General features: G+C 38.4%; 20 protein-coding genes, 6 tRNA genes and 1 other RNA gene. 22 read left to right on the top strand and 5 right to left on the bottom strand.

What is annotated here, in order from left to right; genetic code table 11:
- Positions 1 to 213: 213 nt before the first annotated feature.
- The 13 genes from LW137_RS05920 to LW137_RS05860 all read left to right on the top strand — a co-directional run bounded on the left by LW137_RS05920 (position 214) and on the right by LW137_RS05860 (position 9,271).
- Positions 214 to 291 (top strand) — tRNA-Pro (locus tag LW137_RS05920).
- Positions 292 to 308: 17 nt separating this feature from the next.
- A tRNA-His gene (locus tag LW137_RS05915) sits at positions 309 to 385 on the top strand.
- Between the two features lie 11 nt (positions 386 to 396).
- Positions 397 to 473: transfer RNA gene (locus LW137_RS05910), tRNA-Arg, on the top strand.
- A 14-nt stretch (positions 474 to 487) separates the two neighbouring features.
- Positions 488 to 564 (top strand) — tRNA-Arg (locus LW137_RS05905).
- A 78-nt stretch (positions 565 to 642) separates the two neighbouring features.
- Positions 643 to 2,184, top strand: coding sequence for a class I SAM-dependent methyltransferase (locus LW137_RS05900; protein WP_233034203.1), 1,542 nt, complete (start codon positions 643 to 645; stop codon positions 2,182 to 2,184).
- A 62-nt stretch (positions 2,185 to 2,246) separates the two neighbouring features.
- Positions 2,247 to 2,678, top strand: coding sequence for a flagellar basal body rod protein FlgB (gene flgB, locus LW137_RS05895; RefSeq protein ID WP_233034214.1), 432 nt, complete (start codon positions 2,247 to 2,249; stop codon positions 2,676 to 2,678).
- A 9-nt stretch (positions 2,679 to 2,687) separates the two neighbouring features.
- On the top strand, positions 2,688 to 3,182 hold the full coding sequence (gene flgC, locus LW137_RS05890; protein ID WP_233034201.1) for a flagellar basal body rod protein FlgC: 495 nt from the start codon (positions 2,688 to 2,690) through the stop codon (positions 3,180 to 3,182).
- Between the two features lie 12 nt (positions 3,183 to 3,194).
- Positions 3,195 to 3,509 (top strand): flagellar hook-basal body complex protein FliE, encoded by a 315-nt coding sequence (gene fliE, locus LW137_RS05885; protein WP_233034199.1) that lies wholly within the window; start codon positions 3,195 to 3,197, stop codon positions 3,507 to 3,509.
- Between the two features lie 3 nt (positions 3,510 to 3,512).
- Positions 3,513 to 5,306: a peptidoglycan D,D-transpeptidase FtsI family protein gene (locus tag LW137_RS05880; RefSeq protein ID WP_233034196.1), complete on the top strand. Its 1,794-nt coding sequence runs from the start codon at positions 3,513 to 3,515 to the stop codon at positions 5,304 to 5,306.
- Positions 5,306 to 5,869, top strand: coding sequence for a class I SAM-dependent methyltransferase (locus LW137_RS05875; RefSeq protein ID WP_233034194.1), 564 nt, complete (start codon positions 5,306 to 5,308; stop codon positions 5,867 to 5,869). Before LW137_RS05880 ends, LW137_RS05875 begins: the two co-directional genes overlap by 1 nt.
- Positions 5,866 to 6,891 (top strand): A/G-specific adenine glycosylase, encoded by a 1,026-nt coding sequence (locus LW137_RS05870; RefSeq protein WP_233034193.1) that lies wholly within the window; start codon positions 5,866 to 5,868, stop codon positions 6,889 to 6,891. Before LW137_RS05875 ends, LW137_RS05870 begins: the two co-directional genes overlap by 4 nt.
- Positions 6,873 to 8,177 (top strand): MATE family efflux transporter, encoded by a 1,305-nt coding sequence (locus LW137_RS05865; protein WP_233034192.1) that lies wholly within the window; start codon positions 6,873 to 6,875, stop codon positions 8,175 to 8,177. Before LW137_RS05870 ends, LW137_RS05865 begins: the two co-directional genes overlap by 19 nt.
- A 20-nt stretch (positions 8,178 to 8,197) precedes the next feature.
- Positions 8,198 to 9,271: a tetratricopeptide repeat protein gene (locus LW137_RS05860; protein WP_233034191.1), complete on the top strand. Its 1,074-nt coding sequence runs from the start codon at positions 8,198 to 8,200 to the stop codon at positions 9,269 to 9,271.
- 2 nt (positions 9,272 to 9,273) lie between these two features.
- Here LW137_RS05860 and LW137_RS05855 read toward each other — a convergent pair whose 3' ends face one another.
- Entirely contained in the window at positions 9,274 to 10,434 is a 1,161-nt protein-coding gene (locus LW137_RS05855; protein ID WP_233034190.1) for an FtsW/RodA/SpoVE family cell cycle protein, read from the bottom strand.
- 114 nt (positions 10,435 to 10,548) lie between these two features.
- Between LW137_RS05855 and galE the strand changes: the two genes are divergently transcribed.
- The 4 genes from galE to LW137_RS05835 all read left to right on the top strand — a co-directional run bounded on the left by galE (position 10,549) and on the right by LW137_RS05835 (position 12,819).
- The gene (galE, locus tag LW137_RS05850; RefSeq protein WP_233034189.1) at positions 10,549 to 11,580 is read left to right on the top strand and encodes a UDP-glucose 4-epimerase GalE; all 1,032 of its coding nucleotides are present in this window, start codon (positions 10,549 to 10,551) and stop codon (positions 11,578 to 11,580) included.
- Positions 11,553 to 12,614, top strand: coding sequence for an MraY family glycosyltransferase (locus LW137_RS05845; RefSeq protein ID WP_233034188.1), 1,062 nt, complete (start codon positions 11,553 to 11,555; stop codon positions 12,612 to 12,614). The genes galE and LW137_RS05845 overlap by 28 nt, the downstream gene beginning before the upstream one ends.
- 37 nt (positions 12,615 to 12,651) lie before the next feature.
- Positions 12,652 to 12,727 (top strand) — tRNA-Ala (locus LW137_RS05840).
- A gap of 16 nt (positions 12,728 to 12,743) precedes the next feature.
- Positions 12,744 to 12,819, top strand: a tRNA-Val gene (locus tag LW137_RS05835).
- Positions 12,820 to 13,216: 397 nt separating this feature from the next.
- Here the strand turns inward: LW137_RS05835 and LW137_RS05830 are convergent.
- From LW137_RS05830 to LW137_RS05820, 3 genes are read right to left on the bottom strand one after another with little or no spacing between them, the layout of a single operon-like run.
- A complete protein-coding gene (locus LW137_RS05830) occupies positions 13,217 to 14,440 on the bottom strand; it encodes a TolC family protein (RefSeq protein ID WP_233034187.1) in 1,224 nt (407 codons plus the stop codon).
- Positions 14,437 to 17,589: an efflux RND transporter permease subunit gene (locus LW137_RS05825; RefSeq protein WP_233034185.1), complete on the bottom strand. Its 3,153-nt coding sequence runs from the start codon at positions 17,587 to 17,589 to the stop codon at positions 14,437 to 14,439. The genes LW137_RS05830 and LW137_RS05825 overlap by 4 nt, the downstream gene beginning before the upstream one ends.
- Positions 17,586 to 18,635 carry an efflux RND transporter periplasmic adaptor subunit gene (locus LW137_RS05820; protein ID WP_233034183.1) on the bottom strand — a complete coding sequence of 350 codons (1,050 nt, stop codon included), beginning with the start codon at positions 18,633 to 18,635 and terminating at the stop codon, positions 17,586 to 17,588. Before LW137_RS05820 ends, LW137_RS05825 begins: the two co-directional genes overlap by 4 nt.
- A 69-nt stretch (positions 18,636 to 18,704) precedes the next feature.
- Here LW137_RS05820 and rnpB point away from each other — a divergent pair.
- From rnpB to LW137_RS05795, 5 genes are all read left to right on the top strand, one after another.
- An RNA gene (gene rnpB, locus LW137_RS05815) (RNase P RNA component class A) lies at positions 18,705 to 19,030 on the top strand.
- Between the two features lie 78 nt (positions 19,031 to 19,108).
- Complete coding sequence (locus LW137_RS05810) at positions 19,109 to 20,308, top strand: malic enzyme-like NAD(P)-binding protein (RefSeq protein ID WP_233034181.1); 1,200 nt, start codon at positions 19,109 to 19,111, stop codon at positions 20,306 to 20,308.
- Complete coding sequence (gene rsmH / locus LW137_RS05805) at positions 20,309 to 21,232, top strand: 16S rRNA (cytosine(1402)-N(4))-methyltransferase RsmH (RefSeq protein WP_233034178.1); 924 nt, start codon at positions 20,309 to 20,311, stop codon at positions 21,230 to 21,232. It begins immediately after the preceding gene.
- Complete coding sequence (locus LW137_RS05800) at positions 21,229 to 21,522, top strand: hypothetical protein (RefSeq protein WP_233034176.1); 294 nt, start codon at positions 21,229 to 21,231, stop codon at positions 21,520 to 21,522. The genes rsmH and LW137_RS05800 overlap by 4 nt, the downstream gene beginning before the upstream one ends.
- Positions 21,522 to 22,268, top strand: a complete 747-nt coding sequence (locus LW137_RS05795) for an SDR family NAD(P)-dependent oxidoreductase (protein ID WP_233034174.1) — start codon at positions 21,522 to 21,524, stop codon at positions 22,266 to 22,268. Before LW137_RS05800 ends, LW137_RS05795 begins: the two co-directional genes overlap by 1 nt.
- Positions 22,269 to 22,274: 6 nt before the next feature.
- Here the strand turns inward: LW137_RS05795 and glyS are convergent, their stop codons facing one another.
- The gene (gene glyS, locus LW137_RS05790; RefSeq protein WP_233034172.1) at positions 22,275 to 24,293 is read right to left on the bottom strand and encodes a glycine--tRNA ligase subunit beta; all 2,019 of its coding nucleotides are present in this window, start codon (positions 24,291 to 24,293) and stop codon (positions 22,275 to 22,277) included.
- Positions 24,294 to 24,336: the final 43 nt, after the last annotated feature.

Genomic DNA, 24,336 nt, shown 5'->3' with positions numbered 1-24,336 from the left:
GGATGAGCGTGAGGTGTTTGGTCCTCTTTATTTTGTGCCAAAAAATTGTTGAGATGCTTCTTGTGAGAGCCAATCAATCTTTGCAGTGATCAAAGCAAACAAGTCGTCTTCAAAACAAAATGAAAAATATCGCCAAACTTGATAGCAAAGTCTCTAAAATAATCTTGACAAAACAATTTTGTTTCTTTATAATCGCACCTTTAATTTTGCTGTCGGGGCGTAGCGCAGTCTGGTTAGCGCACTTGGTTTGGGACCAAGGGGTCGAAGGTTCGAATCCTTTCGCCCCGACCATTTTTATCTTTTCTATGGTGGGTGTAGCTCAGTTGGTTAGAGCATCAGATTGTGGTCCTGAGGGTCGTGGGTTCGATCCCCATCACCCACCCCATAGTTTTTTGTGCGTTCGTAGCTCAATTGGATAGAGCACCAGACTTCGGATCTGGGGGTTAGGGGTTCGACTCCCTTCGGGCGTACCATAGCCCTCTTTTATGCGTCCATAGCTCAGCTGGATAGAGCAACGGCCTTCTAAGCCGTAGGTCAGAGGTTCGAATCCTCTTGGGCGTACCACTTCTTATAATATCCTCTTTCTTTTTTTAAAAACCGCTGTAAAATACTTCCTTTTTACTTTTCAAACAAAGGGTTTTTATGCATTCATGGAATCAAGGATATATCACAGATATCAATTACACAAAAGGCTATTATGGGACACTCAACCCTCTTAGAATTCAGCTTTGTTTTCTTTCTCAAAAAATTCTCCCTCCCAAGATCAATACAGCTTGCGAGCTTGGATTTGGACAAGGAATCACCCTCAACTTCAATGCTGCTAGCGCAAATGCTCAATGGTATGGGACAGATTTCAATGCATCTCAAGCCCACTTTGCTCAAAATCTAGCCAATATCTCAAAAGCTCCCCTCAAGGTCTATAACGACTCATTTGAAGAGTTTCTCAAAAGAGATGACCTTCCACAATTTGATTTCATCGCATTGCACGGAATCTACTCTTGGGTTTCAGAAGAGATTCGATCACAAATCATAGAATTCCTCCACAAAAAACTCAATATAGGAGGAGTTTGCCTCATAAGCTACAATTGCCAAGCAGGATGGTCTTCGTTTGCTCCACTTAGGGATTTCTTACGCACATATTCCCACTATCTCACACCACTAGGAAAAATCAGCTCAGAACGAGCCAAAGAAGGGCTAAACTTCATCAATGCCTTGATTGACCTACCCTGCAGTGATACATTCAAAAATCCAAAACTCACTTCTGTCATCTCAACACTTTCTAAAATGGATAGTTCCTATCTTTCTCATGAGCTTCTCAATGAAAATCATACACCCTTTAATTTCCTAGAAATTTCAGAGATGATGGGATCAGCAAAGATGGAGTTTGCCTCATATGCCAATTTTGCCGATCATCTCACAAACATCCAACTTCTCCCAGAAGAAAAAGATCTTTTGATGCAAGTCGCTCACAATCGCGCAATCTATGAAATGCTTAAAGATCTCATGTTTAGCACAAGCTTTCGTAGTGATTATTGGGCCAAAGGAGTGATTAGGCTTAACCAAGAGCAAGCCTTAGAAGAACTTCTCAAGCTTCGCATTATCTCACCTATTCCATTTTCAAAAGTTGATTATGAAATCAAGACATATCGCGGAAATTTCAAACTCAATGAAGATTTTTATCGACCCATTTTAGAATCTCTCCACCAAAATGGAATCGTCACGATTGGTAAAATCAAACAAGACTTAGAACAATCCTTGCAAAGAGAAGTGACATTTGCCGAACTCACAGAATCTCTCATTGCCCTTAGTAACAAAGACTATATCAAATTGGTCCAAGAAGAAGAATATATTCAAAAATCGCAACAATATGCCACCAATCTCAACCAATATATCCTCAAGCAATCCACTCAATCTCAAGAAGTGATCCACTATCTTCTTAGTCCCGTGACTGGGGAGGCAATTTCTTTCAATCATTTTGAACTTTTATTTTTATTTGCCTCAACTCTCTCTTCAGATCCCAAAGAATGGATCGAGCTTGTCACTCAATTCCTCAAAAAAAGCAAAGAAAAAATGATCAAAGATGGCAAAGAACTCTCTCCCTCAGAAGCCACTCAAGAACTAGAAAAACAAGCACATTCACTTCAAGAATGGATCCCACTCTTTCAAAAATTAAAGATTCTCTAAAGTAGCCCTACTTTGGAATAAATTTTGCTTCTAGAATGAAAAATTCTAGAGAAGGCAAAATTATGAGCTTTATTGAAGTTTCTCCCATTTATAAATATGCTCACCAAGCGCTAGATTTTCGCTCAATGCGACAAGATCTGATCGCAGGGAACATCGCAAATGTCGATACACCCTTTTACAAACCTCGCGATATTGATTTTGAATCTTATCTTGCTCAAGAAATCCAAAAAGAGGCAAAAGGAGCCAATCCCTTAAAACTACAATTGGCTCATACAGATTCACAACACATCAATCCAAGTGATCAAGATCAATCCTTGGCGACATTATTTTTCAGAGATGGTCATATGGCTAGAAATGATGGAAATAGCGTTGATTTGGATGTAGAAACAAGTGAAATGGGAAAAAACAGCGTAATGTATCAAGCCCTTGTCAGTGCCCTCAAAAAGCATAAAGGGATCTTTACCTACGCTTTGGAATCTTCAAAGAATATCTAAGGAGTGAAAATGGCTTTTTTATCAAGTTTTGATATTAGTGGTTATGGATTATCAGCCCAAAGAGTTCGCGTCAATACCATCTCATCCAATATTGCCAATGCCAACACAACACGAACAGACGAAGGGGGCCCCTATCGCAGGAAGGAAGTGATCTTTAAAGCGATCAATTTTGACAAGCTTCTTAATGAAAAAATCGCCAAAGAAAATGATTTTTTGGGGTATGAAGATCCTCTTGATGAGGGTTTAAAAAACGAAAAAGCCAATCCAGCATTGACAAGTGTTGTAATCGATAAGATTGTAAGGGATGATTCTAATTTTAAGCTAAAATACGATCCAAGTCATCCTGATGCAGATGCCAATGGCTATGTTGCTTATCCCAATGTCAATCCTGTCGTAGAAATGGCTGATTTGATTGAGGCAACAAGAGCCTATCAAGCCAATGTCTCAGCATTTCAAAGTGCTAAAACAATGGCAAGCAATGCAATTACGATGTTTCAAGCCTAAGGAGAATGAGATATGACAAACAAATTTGGAATCATTAATAACGATATCAAACATGTATCTCAAACCATCGACTCCAAGCCTACTCCACAAGTTGATTCCAAAAAAGCTAAAGACTTTCAAGAACTTCTCAAAGGGAGTATCCAAGAGCTCAATCAAGAACAAAAAGCTGCAGAAAAAGCTTTGGGTGATATGGCAACAGGACAGATCAAAGATCTCCATCAAGCTGCAATTGCAATTGGACGCGCAGAAACAAGTATGAAAGTTATGCTTGAAGTAAGAAATAAGGCAATCAGTGCATACAAGGAAATTCTGAGAACGCAAGTTTAGTGGATGAATTCGCCAAGTCCATATAAGATTCGGATTCTCATTGTTTATTTTCTTAGTGCAATCCTACTTATAGTTATCTTGCTTTTTGCCTTTATTTTCAAAATCACATTGGGCGATAAAAAAGCACCCAATCTCACAATAACCAAAATCGATCATTCCATCCGTGGGAAAATTTATAGCAACGATGGCTATACCCTTGCAACAAGCGAAAAACTCTACAAAGTCAGCATTAATCCCAAAAGCATCGATCCAAACAAGAAAGAATTATTTATCAATCTGTTTTCTATCTATAGCGGAATCCCTAAGCAAATCATCGCACACAAATTAGATTCTAAACGCTATGTGACTCTTTCATACAATATTCCAACAATCACTGCAGCCAATCTAAAACTTCTAAATTCCAAGCTTGATCGCTATAAAGTTTTTCAAGAATATGAAGAAAATGGACGCGTGATTCAAAAGATGGGAATTGATGTGGAAATAAGCGGATATCGTCGCAAATATCCCTATGGAAATATTATGGAACCCATTCTTGGATACACGCAAAAAATCCACAATCAAAAAATCACAAAAGTTTCTGGTGTCAAAGGAAGTGAAAAATTCAACGATCACTATCTTAAAGCAAAACAAGATGGATTGCTTTATGGGGCAAGAGATATTGGATTTAATATCATTCAAAACAAAAATTCTAACTATATTGCCAAACAAAATGGTTTAGATATCACTCTGACCATCCCTCTCAATCTTCAAAAAAAAATTGAAACCATCCTAGATGATGCCAACAGCAAACTCCAAGCAAAAGAAATCTTGGTAGGGATCATGAACTCAAAAACAGGAGAAATTCTAACACTCGCAACCTCCAAACGCTTCAATCCTGCAGAGATCAAAAAGGAAGATTATTCTTCTTTGAATATTTCAGCAACAGAACTTTCCTTTGAGCCTGGAAGCATCATCAAACCCGTCATCTATGCGACATTGCTTGAAAAAAACCTCATTCCTAGCAATGAAAAGATCTTTCTCCACAATGGAATCTATAAAGTTGGACGACACATCATCCGCGATGATCACCCACTCAAAGAAGCAACACCTGAGGAAATTCTTCTTAAATCAAGCAATATTGGGATGATCAAACTCACCCAAAATCTCAACTCAAAAGATTTTTTGGAATCTATGCGACTTTATGGCTTTGGAGAGCAAACACAAATCAATCTTCCCCAAGAAGCAAAAGGCGTCCTTCCTACGATTCAAAAGCTCAAAGGCTCCTATAAAGCAAGTGTTTCTTATGGCTATGGCTTTAGGGCGACTTTTATCCAGCTTTTAAGAGCATATGCAAGCTTTAGCAATGGGGGCTATCTCATCACTCCCCAAATCATAGCCTATGTCAGCCAAGATCACGATCGCTACAAAATCAAAACCCCCTCCTCTACACAGGTCATCTCTGCTCAAAATGCCCAAAAAGTCCAAGAAATCCTTAGAGAAATTATCAAAAATGGGACAGGTAGAAGAGCAATGGTTGAGAATGTAGATATGGGTGGAAAAACAGGAACAGCAAGAATCTTTATTGATGGACAATACACCAAGCGCTACAACAGCTCTTTCTTTGGCTTTGCCAATGATTCCAAAAATTCATACACGATTGGCGTTGTGATTTTTGATCCCAATGTTGAGGAAGGATATTATGGAAGCAAAACAGCTGCCCCAATTTTTAAGGAAATCGTTGAACTTTTATTGCGTGAGAAATATCTTTTCTACACCCCAAATTTACGCATACAACCACAAGACTCAAAGGAATCCTAATGCAAGAAGATGCAATTAAATGGAACGAAAAACACACTCAAAACCCTATGCCCCAAACACCTAGCACCCTGCTTGAACTCTTTATGCCCAAGCTCTTAGAAAAACCCTCAAAAAAAGCTCTAGATATCGCCTGTGGCAATGGCAGAAATTCAAAGTTCCTAGCACAAAATGGATTTTTATGCGATAGTGTTGATATTTCCGAAGTTGCACTCAATATGAGCAAAGCAATCAAAGGGATCACAACCATTTGCGCTGATTTGGACTTTTTCCGCCCCAAACCCAATACTTATGATGTTGTATTGAACTTCTATTTCCTCAATCGTCAATTATTTGATTCTATTATCGCATCGCTCAAACCTCAGGGAATCTTTTTGTGTGAAACCTTTATTAAAGAGCCAAATGGAGAGAACTCTTCTTGCATCATTAATGAAAAAATCCTCAATCACGGTGAGCTAGAAGAGATCTTTGATGGCTTTCATATCTTACATCATCAAACCTCCTACATTACGCGACGCGAAGGACAACAAGCTAAAATCATCTCTTTTGTGGCACAAAAACCTTGAATCCCTTTTTTCAAACCACCACTCTTCTTGAGAATTTCCACGCAGAGCTTCTTGGGTGGTATTTTAAATATGGACGTCTTGATCTGCCTTGGAGAAATCTTACAGGTCAAGTCAGCACTCCTTTGGATCGCACTCGTCATATTGAGCGATCTTATGGGGTATATATCAGTGAGATGATGTTGCAACAAACTCAAGTTAGCGTAGTGCTTCAACGCTTTTATTTCCCTTTTTTGGAGAAATTCCCCTCTCTTCAATCATTGGCAGATTCAAAAGAGGAAGAAGTGCTCAAACTCTGGCAAGGACTTGGTTACTACTCACGCGCAAGAAATCTTAGGAAAAGTGCTATTGCCTGCCAAACCCTCCATCAAGGTCATCTCCCACGATCAAGAACAGAACTCAAAAAACTCTCAGGAATCGGAGAGTATAGTTCTGGAGCGATTTTGTGCTTTGGCTTTGGAGAAAGCGTGAGTTTTGTAGATGGAAATATTGCGCGCATCCTCTCACGACTCTTTGCCCTCCCCTCAGCACCAATGAAAACTCTTGAAAAACTTGCGCAAAATATCCTAAATCCCTCAGACCCCTTTAATCACAACCAAGCATTGCTAGATCTTGGAGCAACTCTATGCACGCCAAAAAATCCACAATGCCTTATTTGTCCCATTGCATTTTTATGCCAAGGCAAAAACACACCTCATCTCTACCCTACGCCCAAACAAACCAAACTCCAATCTCTTGAACTTCATCTTGGCTTCTATCAGCAAGGAGAGAAAATCTCGCTTTGCAAAAGCCATGGCAAGCTTTATCACGGGCTTTATAATCCAATCACCCTGCAAGAAATACCCGATTCTCAACCTATTGGTAGTTTTTCCCACCACTATACAAAATATGCCATCACAGCCAAGGTATATCTCTGCAAGGACACACCACCCAAAGAGACAGAGTTTTTTTCTCACTCAGAAATCTCTTCTCTTCCTATCTCCAATCTTTGTAAAAAAGCTTTAAAATGCCTCAATACAAAATAGTCCAAATCAAACAAATCCTCAAAATAGCCCTACCCTCAGGACTAGGCTCCCTCCTTGATATACTCAATATTTCTCTTGCACTTTTATTTATCGGAAAGCTTTCCACATCGCACATTGTTGCCTTTGGTGCAAGTATGAATTTCATTATGCTTTTTTATATGATTACAGCTATTTTCTTCACAGGAACAAATGGCATTGTCGCTCGATTGTATGGACAAAAAAACCCGCAACTCAATCAAGCCGTTTCATCCCTTATTTTTAGTGCATTCTTGTGTTCCATCCCTCTTTTTGCGATCGCTTATTTCACGCACCTCCCCTATCTTCAATGGATGGGTTTGACTTCAAAATCCCTCGAACTGGGAGAAATTTATCTCAAAATCCTTATCTTTTCCATCCCTCCTCTTTTGCTCAAAACAACACTTACCTCAGCCTTTAGTGCAATCTCTTGTGCCAAGATTCCTTTTTATATCAAGATTTTTTCTACACTTTTTAATATCATCGCCAACTACGTCTTGATCTTTGGATGGTATTTTATTCCCCCTATGGACATTCTAGGATCTGGCATCGCAAACACTTTGAGCGCATTTTTGGAAGCGATCCTTCTTTGTATCTTTGGATACAGGACTTTTAAATTCCCTCTTTGCTTAAAGCTTTCTTTTATAAAAAATGCCTTTAAAATCGGAATCCCCACAGGAATTGAAAGAGGTTTGACACTTTTTTCCTTGGTTTTAATTGCTAAATTTTTGTTGAGTTATGGTGATGAAATTTTGGCAGGATTTCAAATTGGTGGAAGGATTGAAGCATTTGTCTTTATGCCAGGCTTTGGTTTTATGGTCGCCTCTATGAGCCTAATGGGACAAAACATTCATCATCTCCAAAAGGCTAAAGAATACACAACTTTATGCCTTTGGATTTCATCAATTATGATGGGAAGCTTAGGGATTTTGATGTGTTTTTTAGGACAACAATTTGCTTGGATCTTCTCACAAAATCCTCAAGTGATCCAGTATGCATGGCACTATCTAATCGCTGTAGGTCTCTCACAGATTCCGCTGATTTTCATTTTCGTCCTTGATGGGGCACTCAAGGGGGCAGGCAAAAGCCATTTTTCACTCTATATTAATGCCTCAAGCATATGGATATTACGTATTCTTCCAATGTTTCTGTGCTCATATTGTGCCCTTCCTTATTTTCTGATCTTTTTTATTATTTTTGCTGAAACCTATATTCGCGCTCTTATCTTTTGGATAATTTTCTATAAAATAAACTGGAAAGTCACAAGCTAATGCTTTTTAAAGGATTTTGCATGAAAAAAATAATCTTTTTGTGTGTCATTTTCGCTCCATTTTACGCTCAAGATACACTTGATACCCTTCTTCCTCCTGAGAGCAAACAAGAGCTTCCCTCAACACTCTCAGATCTCCCTCAAAACACCCCAAATGCTTTTCCTCAAAAAGAAAGCCGACCAGACTTAGATCTTTCTAATACTTCAAAAAAGAATTCCTTACAAGAAGAAAACCAAGAAGATGATATTTTTCAAGATCTAAATCCATCAAAAGAAAATGATTCTCTACCATCACAAGATTTAGAAACACAAGATTCCCCACAGCCACAGCCACAGCCACAGCCACAGCCACAGCCACAGCCACAGCCACAAAGCATCCCTCAAGATACACCAGATTCTGCAGAAAATCCCTATCCGCATTCATCAGAGCAAAACACAAGCCAATATCCAAACTCCAATACCAACCCTATCAATCCTGAGTTTTTCAACTACAACAAACAGCACCCAAGAGAAAAGATTCGTGCGATTGGCCCAAAAGAACTCAAAGAAAAAATCGATCAATGCGAAGAGAGAGAAGATAAAAATGTTTGCTTTGAGATTGGAATGCTTTATTATCAAGGATGGACAATCTATGGGCAAAAACTACAAAACGCTCTTTATTTCTTTGATCGATCTTGTGATGAAAAAAATGGACTAGGATGCTATGAAGCAGGCATTATCTCTGCGCACTCCAAATCTTATCAACATTCCTTTATCTTCTTAGAAAAATCCTGCAAAAGTGGGGATTTGCGAGGATGCAGGAATCTTGGAATCCTCTATTACAACGGATGGGGAACCCCTAAAAATCTCTACAAAGCAGTAGATATTTTCAAAGAAGGATGCAATAAGGGGGACCAATTGGCTTGTCAAAAGTTTTATCTTGCGATTGGAAATGCCTATCAAGAATCTTTAAATTACTCCGGTGCAAAGAAAAACTATAAAAAAGCATGTGAGCTTGGTGAGGCACAAGCTTGCCAAAACCTTCAAATGATTGAGATGCTAGAAAAACAAATGCACTATCAAAATCTCATCCAAAACAATGTCTTGAAAAAATAGCCCTAAGAAGAGATTTTTCTAGCAATCCCCAAAACGAGCCCAAGAGCGATGCAGTTTGCCATCAGTGAGCTACCCCCATAACTCAAAAAGGGGACAGCAATCCCCTTAATGGGGATGATTCCAGTCACACCAAAAGCATTGATCAAAAATGAAAAGCAAAGCAAGCAAGCCACCCCAATACAAAACAAGGAATACACTTTATTTTCTACACGATTAGCAATCTTAAAAATAGGATGCAAAATCCCCCAAATAAACAAACAACACAAAAATAAAATCCCTATAAATCCTAGCTCTTCAGAGATTCCTGCCAAGATCATATCTGTATGCACTTCACTCAAAAACCCAAGCTTCACAATCCCATCGCCAACTCCGCTCCCAAAAAATCCTCCATTCCATATCGCATTCCCCGCGTGATAGATTTGATAGGGCTCAGGAAAATCTTCAACGCGAAAGAAATCAGCAAATTTACTTGGAAAAATAGAAAGAATAAAATCTTGTGCGACAGCCCACCAAGTTTTGATACGCAAGATTCGATGAGGACTTAAGGCAATAACTGCTAGAGTCGCAACAATAGCTAGGATAAACCAAAATGAGACAGCCTTGATACTTCCTCCAGAATAAATAAACATCAAACACATCGTCAATGCCAACAAAAAGGCTTGCCCAAAGTCATTTTGAAAAACCACAACAGCACCCATACAAGCCATAAACAAAACAATATAAGGCAGAAATTTTTTGATCTCTTCGACGGTTGAAAGACTATGATCATGGGAAAATTTACGCGCAAAACTCCATGCCAAGAAAAACACAAATCCAATTTTAAAAAACTCAAGCGGAGCAAATGAGAATCCTGCCAATCTGATCCAGCGTTTCGCTCCTCCAGCGCTTGAAGCCAAACTCTCAGGCAACAAAGGCATCACCAAAATACACAAAAAAGATCCAATCAACAAAAACCAACCAAACCAACTCAAAAAATTATCAATATTAAAATGAGAAATTGCCCAAATCAAAAGAATCGAAATAATCGCTGCAATGATCTGTCTTTGCACAAAATGAGTGGGTGCATATCCATAAGACATTGCCACATAAATTGAGAGAGAATAAACCATAACGATACTAAGACTAATCAAAATAACAACAGAATAAAAAATGCGTTTTGACATACTTTCTAACCACTTCCTAAAAATAAAAACAAAATTTTAACCTATTTTCATAGATCACAACTTGGTGCGATAAAAGCACTATAATTATAAAAATATTCCCAAAAGGAGGAAACAATGAAGCTTCTTTTCACTGGCGGAAGTGGGTATATTGGCTCTCATACAGCATATGAATTTTTAAGACAAACTGATGCGCAAATCATAATTATCGATGATCTCAGCACGGGATTTATACAAAACTTTGACTATCTCAATCAGAAATTTCCCTCAAGAGTACAACTCATCCAAGCAAATCTCAATGATCTTGAGAAACTTGATCAAATCATGCAAGCCCATCACTTTGATGCTGTTATTCATTTTGCAGCCTCTATTATCGTAAGTGAATCAGTCTCAAACCCCCTCAAGTATTATCTCAACAACGCGCTCAATACGACAAACTTCATTCATCTATGTGTGCAAAATCATATTCCAAAATTTCTCTTTAGTTCTACAGCTGCAGTCTATGGCGAACCCTCTATCAATCCCGTCACAGAAGAATGTCTCCTCAACCCAATCAACCCCTATGGAAGCTCCAAACTGATGAGTGAGCAGGTTTTGAAAGATGTGAGCAAGGTGCATGACTTCACCTATATCGCTCTAAGATATTTCAATGTCGCTGGGGCCAACATCCACAATACAGAAGAGGAACTAAAGCATTCTAGCGGTTTGGGACAAAGAAGTCTTAATGCCACACACCTGATCAAGGTCGCTAGCGAATGCGCGATTGGCAAGCGTGCAAAAATGTCAATTTATGGAGATTGCTATCCAACACAAGATGGGACTTGCATCAGAGATTATATTCATATCAATGACTTAGCAACTGCTCATCTTAGTGCTTTTAAATATCTCCAAACTCACAAGCAATCTGACATCTTCAATGTCGGATACAATCGTGGCTATAGCGTCAAAGAAGTAATTGAGACGATGAAAGAAGTCAGTGGAGTTGATTTTTGTGCAGAGATTGATCACCCTAGAGATGGAGATCCTGCGATTCTTATTGCAAGTAACGAACGCCTCATCTCTCATACAGATTGGAAGCCTCAATATGATGATCTAAAGCTCATTTGCAAAAGCGCATATGAATGGGAAAAATCTTTATGGATGAAATGATTCTAAAGCTCTTCATTAGCTCTTTTCTTTTTTCTGTAATACTTCACTTGAGCGTGATTTTTCTTGCCAAAAAATATAGATTATTTATTGATTCTGAAATGGATAAAAAACCGCAGAAAATGCATACCCTCCCTACTCCAAGAGCAGGAGGGATTGGTATTTTTGCTCCTTTCTTTTGGGGACTTGTTTTGTTTTATCTCTATCATCCTCAACCTCTTTTTCTTGGGCTTTTTGTAGGTGGAAGTATTATTTTTATGAGTGGAATCATCGAAGATTTCAACGCCTCTCTTAACCCCAAAACAAGATTGATTTTGCAATGTCTTGGTGCTGGTTTTTTTGTCTTTTTGAGTGAAAGTTACTTATCAAATCTTGGTTTTGGTATAGAACTACCTGCCTATATTGGCATTCCTTTTAGTATCTTTGCCATTGTCGGAATGGTCAATGCCCTCAATATTATTGATGGATTTAATGGATTGGCAAGCGGAATCACTCTTTTGGCTCTTGTGTGTCTTTATTTTCTCCTACCCCACTCTTTGATTGAATCTTGTCTTATTGTCATCCTTATAGCTTCTGTGTTGGGATTTTTTATCTTTAATTTTCCTTGGGGGAAGATTTTTTTGGGTGATGGGGGGGCTTATTTCTTGGGATTTGTTCTTGCAGGATTACTGATCCACATCACACAAACCCCTCTAAATGGAGAGACAACCCCCAATATCTCTCCTTGGTTTGGCATCGCTCTTTTGATTTACCCTTTTTGGGAAGTGATTTTTTCTATCTATCGCAGAAAATTTATCAGACATCTCTCTCCAGTGCAACCCGACAAACTTCACTTGCACACCATCTTATACAAGCGATTCTTAAAACACAATGCCAAAACAAGCCTTTTTATCGTGCTTAGTGTCTCTCCTTTTATGATTCTCTCAACTTTTGTTTCTTCAAATGACTTATTTTTGCTTCTCATCTCTCTTGCTTTTATTTTAATATATGGAGTGATTTACTCTAGAAGCACTCTTTTTGCACGCAAAAAACGATAATTTTTCTATCTTTTTGCGTATAATTGCGTTTTGCTTTGGGGAATTAGCTCAGTTGGGAGAGCACAACGCTGGCAGCGTTGGGGTCAGCGGTTCGAACCCGCTATTCTCCACCATCTTTATTTTGTCTTTGGTCGCGTAGCTCAGTTGGTAGAGCACTACCTTGACATGGTAGTGGTCGTTGGTTCGAGTCCAATCGTGGCCACCATTGTTTAAAATCCCACAAACTACTCCAACATTCTTTCAGATATATAAGAAAAGCAATTTCTCTAAATGATTTTTGAGCATTTTGCAAGTATCTTGTGCTCACCTTCTCTCTCTGATAGCAAATTTGCTATACTACATATCAACATCTTGTGCGCAATACGCTCTTTAAATTTTTTATTGCCATTGAATTACTAAAAAGCAAATATACATCAGATGATTCACATACTCTCAGCCAATACATTTCTAAACTCAATTTGAGCATTTTATCCATTAAGGTTTTATGCGGTTTTGAAAAATCCCCCATTGCCCTCTACTAGCTCTTGGACATAAATAAGTCATTTGATCAATCCATCCTCCTCACCCTATCCCTTTCAATTCTCTAAAAATCCTAAGTTCCCCTAGAAAAATACCCCCTTATTCCCTCCCATCAAAAATTCGATATAGAAGGAATACTCCCAAATTGCATATTGTGATTTTAAGAGATTGGCTCTTGCATTTTTGAGCATCAATTCCGCATCAAGAAGCTCATTGGATGTCTCAAGCTTTTGTTTATAGCGATTTGAGACGATGCGATAATTCTCTTGAGCATTTTGGATCGCTTTTTGGGATAAGACATATTGATCTTTTGCCAAATTAAAATCCCCAATCGCCTTTTTAAGCTCAATGAGAGCATCTCGTTTATAAGCAGAGATTTTAGATTCTAATGCGAGGAGCTCTTGTTGCTTTGCTTCTACTCTCTTTGCATCTTTCAAACCATTGAAGAGATTAATGGAAACTCCAAGACCTACAAATACCTGAGAATCTCCATAATACCTCCCTCCAAAGCTATAATCTCCAGAAATCCCTAGATCAATCTTTGGATAGTAATTCCCCTTCAAAGAAGAAATTTCATAGATCAAGGCTTCTTTCTGTCTCTGCATGGCTTGATATTCTGGCTTATACTCAAACATCAATAAGCTCAAGCGATCATAATCCATCTCTTCAGTATTTAGAGGCAAATCTTTCATCAAAGCAAGATCGATTGGCTCTTCAATCATTGCCTCCAAAGCAGAAAGAAGATAGTTTAAATGAGTTGTATTAGAGTTGATATCTAATTGTGCACTTGCTAAACTCACCTCAACGCTTAAGACATTGTTTTTTGCCCAAATCCCTTGTTTATAAAATTGCTGAGCTTGCTTGAGCTGGAGTTCCAAGAGTTTGGCAGATTCTTTAGAAATCTCCAAAACACCCTTTGCAAGAAGAATTTGGACATAGAGTTTTTTTGTCATATATTTAACTTCTTCTTGCACTTTTTTCATCTCTTCTTCTTGAGATTGAATGTATTTTTTTTGCATCTCTAGGGAATTTTTATCCTTCATTCCATTGAAGAGATTAAGCTCTAGCCCCAAGCTTGCTTTATTTCCAAATTGGTTTGAAAGTGCTCCATATCCACTCTTATAAGAGAAATCAATCTTTGGATAGTAATTCCCTTCATAAACGCCCAAATCAGCTTGAAATTTCTTCAAAATCGCTTCTTGCTCTTTGAGCTTATGGCTCTTTTGCAAAACAAGCTCAACACTCTCATAAAGATCCAAAGCTCCCAAAAACACACTACAACAGATTAAACACACTATTTTTTTCAATGCCATTTTCCTTTGGAATGGTACTTTTCTTCACCTTTGATAAAAAAGAGCAAAATCGCAGGAATAACAAAAATCGTCACAAAAGTCGAAAAAACCAATCCTCCCACGATCACTGCACCCAATCCACGATAAATCTCACTCCCACTTCCACTAAAAATCACCAATGGCAATAATCCAAAAACACTTGTCAGCATACTCATATAAATAGGACGAATCCTGCTCAATGTCGCATCAAAGACACCTTGTAAAGCTTGCATGCCATACTCACGCATATTGATCAAACTCTGATACACAATCAAAATTGCATTATTCACAACACTTCCCACCAAAATGATCATTCCAAGCATCGCTAAGATATCCATCGGCTGTGGTGCGACAAAGAGATTTGTAAGTTTTAGTCCGATAAACCCACCCACTACAGCAAAAGGCAAAGTCATAATAATCACAAAAGGATAGAAAAAGTTTCCATACAACGCACACAAAAGCAAATAAGTGATCACAACAGCCAAAACAAAGCCTCCCAACAACTCATCTTTGGTTTGCTCAAGCTTATCTGCACTCCCTTTTAACAAAACTTTGGTTTGAGGATCAAGCCCAACAGAGGGCAGGACTTCATTTTTGATCACATTGAGCGCTTCTTCTAAAGCCATATTTTGAGGAGGGATAACAATCAAAAGCATACTGCGATCACGCTCATAGTGGCGGATTTGCGTGATTCCATATTCTTCTTTGATTTGTGCTAAAGAATACAATGACACAACATTGCCTTGTGGAGTATAAATCTGTGCATAATTCAAATCTTCTGGTGCAAAAGAAGAGCGTTGCTTAGATTTCAAAACAAGATCAATATTTTTTCCACTAGAGGTTTGATACTCTCCAATCGTCCTTCCATTTAGCAATGTGCTCAAAATCTCGCCAAATCCCTTAGGGTCCATTCCATTGAGAGCCAAAGCTTGTGTATCAGGATAAAAAGTGATTTCTTTATTGTTGATTTCAAGCGTTGGGATTGCCCTCACGCTTGCTTTTGGCATTTTTTCCTTGATCGCTTCAATCATCTTATACGCATCATCTCTCAATGTTTCCAAATTCAAGCCATTAAGGTAAAGATCGATACTCAACCCCCCATTTCCTGCATCAAAGATTCCTTGCTGAAAGACGCTTCCTCTCACTGAGGGAATATCATTGATATTTTGTTGCAATTTTTTAGCCAAATCTCCGATACGCTTAGGATCTTGAGCAATCGCACCAATCATCATAAAAGATTCATTCCCAATAAAAAACAAATCCTTGATTTCTGGCACATCTTGGGGAGACTTTGCTGTGTATCCATTGATACTAAGATATTGTTTGTTTTGCTCATAAAATGCTTGAGCGATTTCTTTTCGCTCTTCATAAGATAATCCTGGAGGAGCACTCAAATAAGAAATTGCAAAATTTTGATCTCCGCTAGGGAGATAAGAGATTTTGGGGAAAAGGATTCCATAAAGCCAAAAACTTAATGCAACAAACCCACCAATACAAACAATCCTTCCCCAAATAGAAGTCAAAATCACCTTCAGCACAACGCTCATCAAACGATAAAAGAGTTTTCCGCAATAATCAAATGGATAAAACACAAATGATGCACCTTTTTGAATCCATCGTTTTATACATCCAAAAAACTCACTTTTACTTTGCATTTGATAAGTCATCATTGGCACGACAAACAAAGACACAAAAAGAGAAATCAAAAGAGCAGAAGTTGCACTCAAGGCAATATCATAAAAGAGCTGACCGCTCTCACTTTGCAATCCCAAAATGGGGACAAAGATCGCTACAGTCGTCAAAACAGAGGCAAAAAGAGCCCCAACCACTTCCCTCACTCCATCAATACAGGATTTGTATAGGGTCTTTCCTTGGGCTTGATGCCTTTGAATATTTTCAAGGACCACAATCGCATTATCAACAAGCATACTGATTGCAAATGAAATTCCTGCCAAAGAGACCACATTGAGAGTGCGATCCAAAAACTCCAAAACAATAAAAGTCCCAAAAATACTCACAGGAATCACAAACGCCACAACAAAAACAGAGCTGAAACTTCTTAGGAAAACAAACAACACAATCGCGGCAAACAAAATCCCATAAAGAATATTTTCTTTGACCAATGCAATGGATTCTAAGATATATCCTCGCTGATCCCTACTCCACGCAAGCTCTAGATGATGATCTTTTAGGATACCCTCATTGAGCTTTTTGACTTCTTTTTCGACTGCATCTGTGAGCTCTAAGACACTTGCAAATACACTTGGATGAATCCGCACAGAAATCGCATCTTTATTGTTATAAAAACTATAAACTTGAGTTTTGGCAAATCCCTCTTTGACCTCTGCTACATCACGCAATAAAAGATTTCTTCCCCCCTCACTTTTAATCACCGTGTTATAAATATCCTCAATGGAGGCAAATTTAGAATCAACACGGATACGATAACTCCTAGAGCTATAGTCTAATACTCCTGCAGAAGTGTTACTATTGGCCCTCTTGATAGCAGAGATCACTTCAGAAATTGTAATATTGTTATATGCAAGCAAACGCGTATCAAGGAGAATATGCATCTGCTCATCTCTTCCACCCCACACACTTACTTCCCCTACCCCAGGAATCCTTTCCAAAAATGGAACAACATTCTCCACAAAAAAGACTCTTTGATCTTCCACAGAAAGATCGGCTTGTGTTGATTGCAAAAAAAGATAAATGCTTGGAGGGATATTCTCTCCACTTGCTTTGATGATGGGTTTGCTCACATCATTGGGATATCCTCTAACTTCTTCTAACTTTTGAGAAACCTGCAATAAGAGCGTATTGATATTGCTCCCTTGCTTAAATTCCAACGTGATGCTCCCCCTCCCTTCCCTTGAGATAGAAGTCATACTTTGTAAAGATTCTAAGCTTTTGAGTGCCTTTTCTTGGGGGGCAATAATCTCTGCTTCAATTTCATAAGGACTTGCATTCTTCCAGCTTGTATAAATACTAATCACAGGATAAACAACTTTTGGAGTTAGCTGATAGGGAAGATGAGAAAACGCAATCCCTCCAAATAAAAAAACAAAAATAATCCCTACCAAAACGACAACAGGGTATTTGATCGCACCTTTAACTAAATTCATGCTAGTTCTGCTTTTTGCTTCATCATTCCAATACTCTCTCTCACTTCTACACCATCTTGAAGACGATATTGACCTCTATAGATGACACGATCTTTTTCATTAAGATTCCCTCTTACCACAGCAATCCCTCCAGAAATCGCCAAAACCTCTACACTCACCGCCAAAGCCCTTCCATCTTTTATGACAAAAACACTAGGACGATTGCGATACTCAAGCACACTATCACGAGGCACGATATATCCCTCACTTTCTCCCCCACTTTTAAGCATCGCACTTGCAGCCATCCCATCAAACAAGCGCTCTCCATTTGGAAGAGCAATCACTACAGGAAAAGTGCGAGAGCGACTATCTGCTTTGGGGATAATGGCTCTAATCTTACCCGTGTAGTTTTGCTTGTTGATATTCACACTTACAGAATCCCCAAGTTTATTGAAAGGCAAAATTGCATTGGGAACATCAATAATGGCTTCCACTCTAGAATTATTCAAAATCTCACAAATACCCTCTCCAGTCTTAATCCACTCTCCAATATTGACATTCTTTTTGACAATCACGCCATCAAAAGGAGCTTTAATGATCTTTTTGGACAACTCAACCCTTGCTTGCTCAAGTTCGGCTTCCAAAGAAAGGATCGTCAAATCTTGAACTTGAAACTCATAATTGAGTTTTTCGTATTGTTGCAATGCAATCGAATCGCTTTCTAAAAGATTTCTATAGCGCTCCAATTCTTTGAATTGATATTCTTTAAGAAGCTTGGCCTGCTTAAGCTTGGCTTCTTTAGATTCAATATCTTTTTGCAATAAATCCGAATTGAGGATGACTAAATTCTCCCCCTTTTTGACACTTTCGCCCAATTCAAACAAAATCTTCTCCACAACCCCACTACTTTGTGAAGCAATCTGAGAGTTTTCCTTAAATTTCACAACTCCCAAAAACATATTTTGCGAATCTAACTTTCCCTTTTTAATGGGCTGAGAACTTACAATTGAGGGTTTGGCCACCAAACCAACCACCATTAATGCCAATATAAACCAAAGCTTTTTCATTCTGTGATCCTGCTTGCCATCTAGATAACTTTGCTAAATATTTTAGCTAAAATTATGTTTCTCAAAAATTAGGTGTAGCAGGTGGTTGCTTTGAATTTCAAAGAGGAAAGTCCGAGCTACACAAAGACAGGATTCCATTTAACAAATGGCTAGAGCAATCTAAGGGAAAGTGCAACAGAAAATAACCGCCACTTTGAGTGGTAAGGGTGAAAAGGTGGGGTAAGAGCCTACCGACTTTGGAGAAATTCAAAGTGTCCATGTAAACCCAATCCGTAGCAAGAGAAGCATGGTTTTTGTCTTTGATTTTATACTTCTCGCTTGAAGGGCATTGCGAAATGTTCCTCTAGATAAATACCCACCCAATACAGAACTCGGCTTATAGCTACACCTACTTTGAGATTCATTCTTGTTTTTATTGTCTTTGTCTGATATGATGAAATACGCTAAATACTTCAAATAAAGGAACTTTTCAAATGTCAGAAATCATTCAAAAATCTCTTGCCTATCATCAAGGCGGCAAAATCGCAGTCACTCCAAAAACTTCCCTTGAAAGCTTTGAAGATTTATCTCTTGCTTATTCCCCTGGTGTTGCTTATCCTTGTTTGGAAATTCAAGCAAATCCACTCAAATCCTATGACCTTACAAGCAAAAGTAATCTTGTTGCTGTGATTAGCAATGGAACTGCTGTTTTGGGACTTGGGGATATTGGAGCAGAAGCAAGTAAACCCGTTATGGAAGGAAAAAGCGTTTTATTTAAGAAATTTGCAAAAATCGATTCTTTTGACATCGAAATCAATGAAAAAGATCCACAAAAACTCATCTCCATCATCAAAGCCATCGCTCCAACTTTTGGTGGGATCAACCTTGAAGATATCAAAGCACCAGAATGTTTTGAAATTGAACGCGCACTGATTGAGGAGCTTGATATCCCTGTGATGCACGATGATCAGCACGGGACAGCCATTGTAAGCACGGCCGCTCTACTCAATGCTTCAAAGATTGTCAATAAAGAACTTCAAGATCTCAAAGTCGTCATTATTGGCGCTGGAGCAAGTGCAATTTCTTGTGCAAAAATGTATAAAAGCTTTGGAGTTCAGCATATCCACATGTTTGATTCTCAAGGACTTATCAATCACCTCAGATCAGATCTCACACCACAAAAGCAAGAATTCATCTCACAAAAAACATTTGCTTCATATCAAGAAGCTCTCAAAGGAGCTGATGTCCTACTAGGTCTCTCAAGAGCCAATATTCTCACACAAGAGGACATTAAAGAAATGGCACCAAATCCTCTGCTCTTTGTCTTAAGCAATCCCAATCCTGAAATCGCTCCAGAACTTATCAAGGAAGTTAGACCTGATGCTATTGTCGCAACTGGACGCAGTGATTATCCCAATCAAATCAATAATGTTTTGGCTTTCCCTTATTTATTTAGAGGAGCTTTAGATGTCCGTGCTTCAAAAATTACAGAAAATATGAAAAAAGCCTGCTCAATCGCATTGGCTCAACTTGCTCAAGAAGAGGTCCCTCAAGAGCTATGCAAGCTTTATCAAAGAGATTTGTCTTTTGGAAAAGATTATATTATCCCTATGCCTTTTGATTTAAGATTGTTACCCAAGCTTTCAGAAGCTGTGGCCCAAAGTGCAAAATCTGATGGCGTTGCAAGAATCTAAATGAATCCACATATTCCCGTCTTAAAAGAAGAAGTTTTAGAGCTCTTTTCTTCAATTCCTGAAAATGGAATTTTGATTGATTGCACGCTTGGTTTTGGCGGGCACACTTCTGCACTTTTGCAAGCTCATCCCACTCTTCAAATCATTGGAATCGATCAAGATAGAGATGCTCAAGAATATTGCAAACAACACATCCGCTCAGAAAGATTGAGAATTTTGGAGGGAAATTTTTCAGACAAAATTGATGAGGCTCTGCAATCCTCTCCAATTGTAGGAATCTTGGCAGATATTGGTGTGAGCTCATTCCAGCTTGATACTCTTGAGAGGGGATTTTCTTTTGATTCTCCTGTGCTTGATATGCGCATGAATCAAGAATGCCCCATAAGTGCAGAACAAGTGATCAATACTTATTCAAAACTTGAGCTAGAAAAAATCTTTAGAGACTATGGAGAAATCAGGGAATACAAAAAAATGGCTGCACTTATTCTTCAAGAACGCCAAAAACAACCCTTTAGAAGTGCTGCTCAACTCAGCGCGTTTTTACAAAAGCATTTCAAAAGACATCACATTCACCCCGCCACCCTTGCATTCCAAGCTCTAAGGATTGAAGTCAATCAAGAGCTAAATGTCTTGCAAACTCTATTGCAAAAGATTTGCAATGCTTCATCTAAATTACAAAATACGATCTTGAGCATCATCTCCTTTCATTCTCTTGAAGATCGCATCATTAAAAATACCTTTAAGGACTGGGAAAAATCATGCATCTGCCCACAAAGTGTCATGCGATGCGAATGCGGAAATCATCACAGCCATGGTAAAATTCTGACTAAAAAACCCATAAGTGCAACACAAGCAGAACTATCCTCCAATATACGATCGCGTAGTGCTAAACTTAGGGCATTTCAATTTGGACGACAAAAATGAATACACAACAAACTCTCTCTCAAAATGAAAAAGATGCACTCACTTCTATAAGCTCTGATTCAGGAAAAATCAATGGCAAGGATTTAGTTTGGGCATTGATCATCTTTTTGTTGATTTTTTGTGTCTTTGCACCCAAAATTTATGTTTCAGGACAGATTTACTACATTAGCCGAGATATTGCAAAAATTGATAGCCATCTAGAGCTATTGCAAGAAGAAAATAAAAATCTCAGACAAGAATTGGAAGATTTTAAATTCCAACAAATCTTACGTATGGATCCATTGCAATAATGCTAGCCCTCATTACTGGAGCATCAAGCGGAATAGGCGAAGCGATTGCAAAGCGTTTTATTCAAGAAAAGCATCAAGTGATTTTACTCGCACGACGCAAAGATAGGCTAGAAAAACTTCAAAGCCTACTAGGTTCAAATTGTCTTGAAATCATTGACTGTGATCTAAGAAATATCCAAGAAGTTCAAGCAAGGCTTCAATCTTTTCTATCTAAAATTGATGTTTTGATCAACAATGCAGGATTAGCACTGGGACTTGAGCCATTTTATAAAAGCCCCAAACAAAACTATCAAGAAATGATTGAAACCAATATTCTTGCCCTTGTAGAGCTCACGCATTTCATTCTTCCTTCAATGATTGCAAATCAAAAAGGGCACATTATCAATATCGGATCAATTGCAGGCAATTATCCCTACCCTGGGAGTAATATTTATGGAGCGACAAAAGCCTTTATCAAACAATTTAGCCTCAATCTACGCGCAGATCTTATCGATCAAAATATTCGCATCACCAATATTGAGCCTAGTTTGGTTGGTGGAAGCGAATTCTCTCTTGTTAGGTTTAATGGAGATGAGCAAAAAGCCAAGGAGGTCTATGCTAACACCACTCCATTGATGCCAGAAGATATCGCCGAATCTGTATTTTGGTGTGCTTCTCTCCCATCTCATATCAACATCAATCGCTTAGAGCTTATGCCAACAACACAAGCTTTCTCACCCCTTAGGGTGATCAAAAACCCCACCTAATTCTCCCTATCCAGTGATCTCTTTAATATCCCCAATCTCCAAAAACATCCAATAGATCGCATAAATCAAATTTTTGCGATTTTCTCTTATTTTCTCATCCTCAGCATTTACCATCACAGAATCAAAAAAATCATTCAAAGGTGCTTTCAGGGAGAATAAAGCCTTAATATAACCCTTAAGATCACTTTGGGGTTGTGCTTTGATTCTTTGCAATGCTTGATAAAGCTCCATCTCTTGGGTTTCTTGAAACAAAGAAAGATCGATCTCTTTTGGATCACCACCAATCTCTTTGGTGATATTTGCCACTCTTTTAAATGTGCTCAGCATAGATTCTTTTTCTTCCTCTTCAAACACCTCAAAGAGTGCAAGAGCTTTTTGCATCATCTTTTTCAAATCTGTCTCTCGCCCATTGATCACGCTACGCAAAATAGAAGCATTGATTCTGAGCACACCCTCCATACGCTCAGTCAAAAACATCCATAATTTTTCCACATCAAAAGATTGATAATTTTTCGCAAGCTGATATATGTCATCTTTACTCAAAGCAATGCAATGAGCTTGCAAGATCTTCAACACAGCATTACCACTTCGACGCAAACCATAAGGATCTTTTGATCCACTAGGAATTTTTCCAACACTAAATAACGCCAACAAAGAATCAAGCCGATAACTCAATGCCAAAAACGCCCCAATTTCACTTGTGGGAAGACTATCCTCTTCTCCATTTGGCATATATTGTTCCCTTAAAGCAAGTGCAATTGCTTGGTTGCGATTTTCTACACCTGCATTTGCCTCAGCCTGCGCATAATACTCTCCCATCACCCCTTGAAGCTCAGGAAATTCGCCCACCATCTCGCTTAATAAATCTGATTTTGAGATTGTGACAGCCTCAAGCACTTCTGCATTGTTTTTGGATAAAAATGCTGCAATAGCCTTTTCACGCTCAATCTTATCTGCCATACTCCCAAGCCCCTCAACAAAAGTAACTTTGCTCAAATCATAACTAGCAAGAGGCCTTTTCAAATCATTGTGATAGAAAAACATCGCATCACTCAATCGCGCACGCAAAACTTTTTGATTCCCCTCAATTATTAACCCGGTATCATCGCTCATTGAATTAATCACAACAATAAAGCCATGATGGAGTTTTCCATTTTGATAGAGAGCAAAATAACGCTGATTTTCCTTCATCGAAGTAATAATCACCTCTTGAGGAAGTTCCAAAAACTCCCGATCAAATTCTCCATAAACAGCCCTTGGGGATTCTGTAATCGCCACAACTTCACAAAGTAGCTCTTCATCAAGTTCAATTTCTACATCCCTTTGAATCTCAATTTCTCTCATTTCTTGAAGAATCTTTTCTCTTCTCTTCTGTGGATCTAAAATCACTCCCCCCTCTTGAAGAATCTTAAAATACTCATCAAGACTTTCAAAACTCCTTGGATCAAAACCATAATCACGATGAATAAATGTATGGCTTCCACTCTTCACTCCAAAAAGTTCAAACTCGATTGGTTTTTGACCAAACAAAGCAACAACACTACGAATTGGGCGAATAAAAGAAGATTCTAAATTCCCCCATCTCATACTTTTTCCAAATTGCAAGCTCTCAAGCCATTTAAGAATCATTTCTCCAAGCAAATCTTGCACACTCTTTCCCTGAAGAGTTTGTGCAAAATACAAAACTTTCTTCCCATCCTTTTGGATTTCTTCCACACTTTGAGCATGGCATTTTTTCAAAAAACTTTCCCCTGCTTTGCTTAAACCCTTTGTTTTATCACCATCAATATAAGCAATCGCAACAGGAGGACCAAAAAACTCCACCTCTTGATCTTCTTGCCTCTCTGGAAAATCCTCACTCACAAGCACCAATCGACGAGGAGTATAAAAAAAATCAAATTTTGCACTCAAATGATACTCATCAAGAATCATTTCCCACTTTTTTAGGATATGCTTTTCTTCTTTAAGAAAGGGAATTGCAGGCAGTTCTTCACATAAAATTTCTATTAATAGATTCTGTTTCAACTTTCCATCCTTTAGTCGATCTTTGTCTTTCTTAATTTTAACA

The sequence above is a fragment of the Helicobacter kayseriensis genome (genome assembly GCF_021300655.1).
Lineage (GTDB): Bacteria > Campylobacterota > Campylobacteria > Campylobacterales > Helicobacteraceae > Helicobacter_G > Helicobacter_G kayseriensis.
The sequence above is the reverse complement of the archived record's forward strand: the minus strand, read 5'-3'. Positions and strand labels throughout refer to the sequence as shown.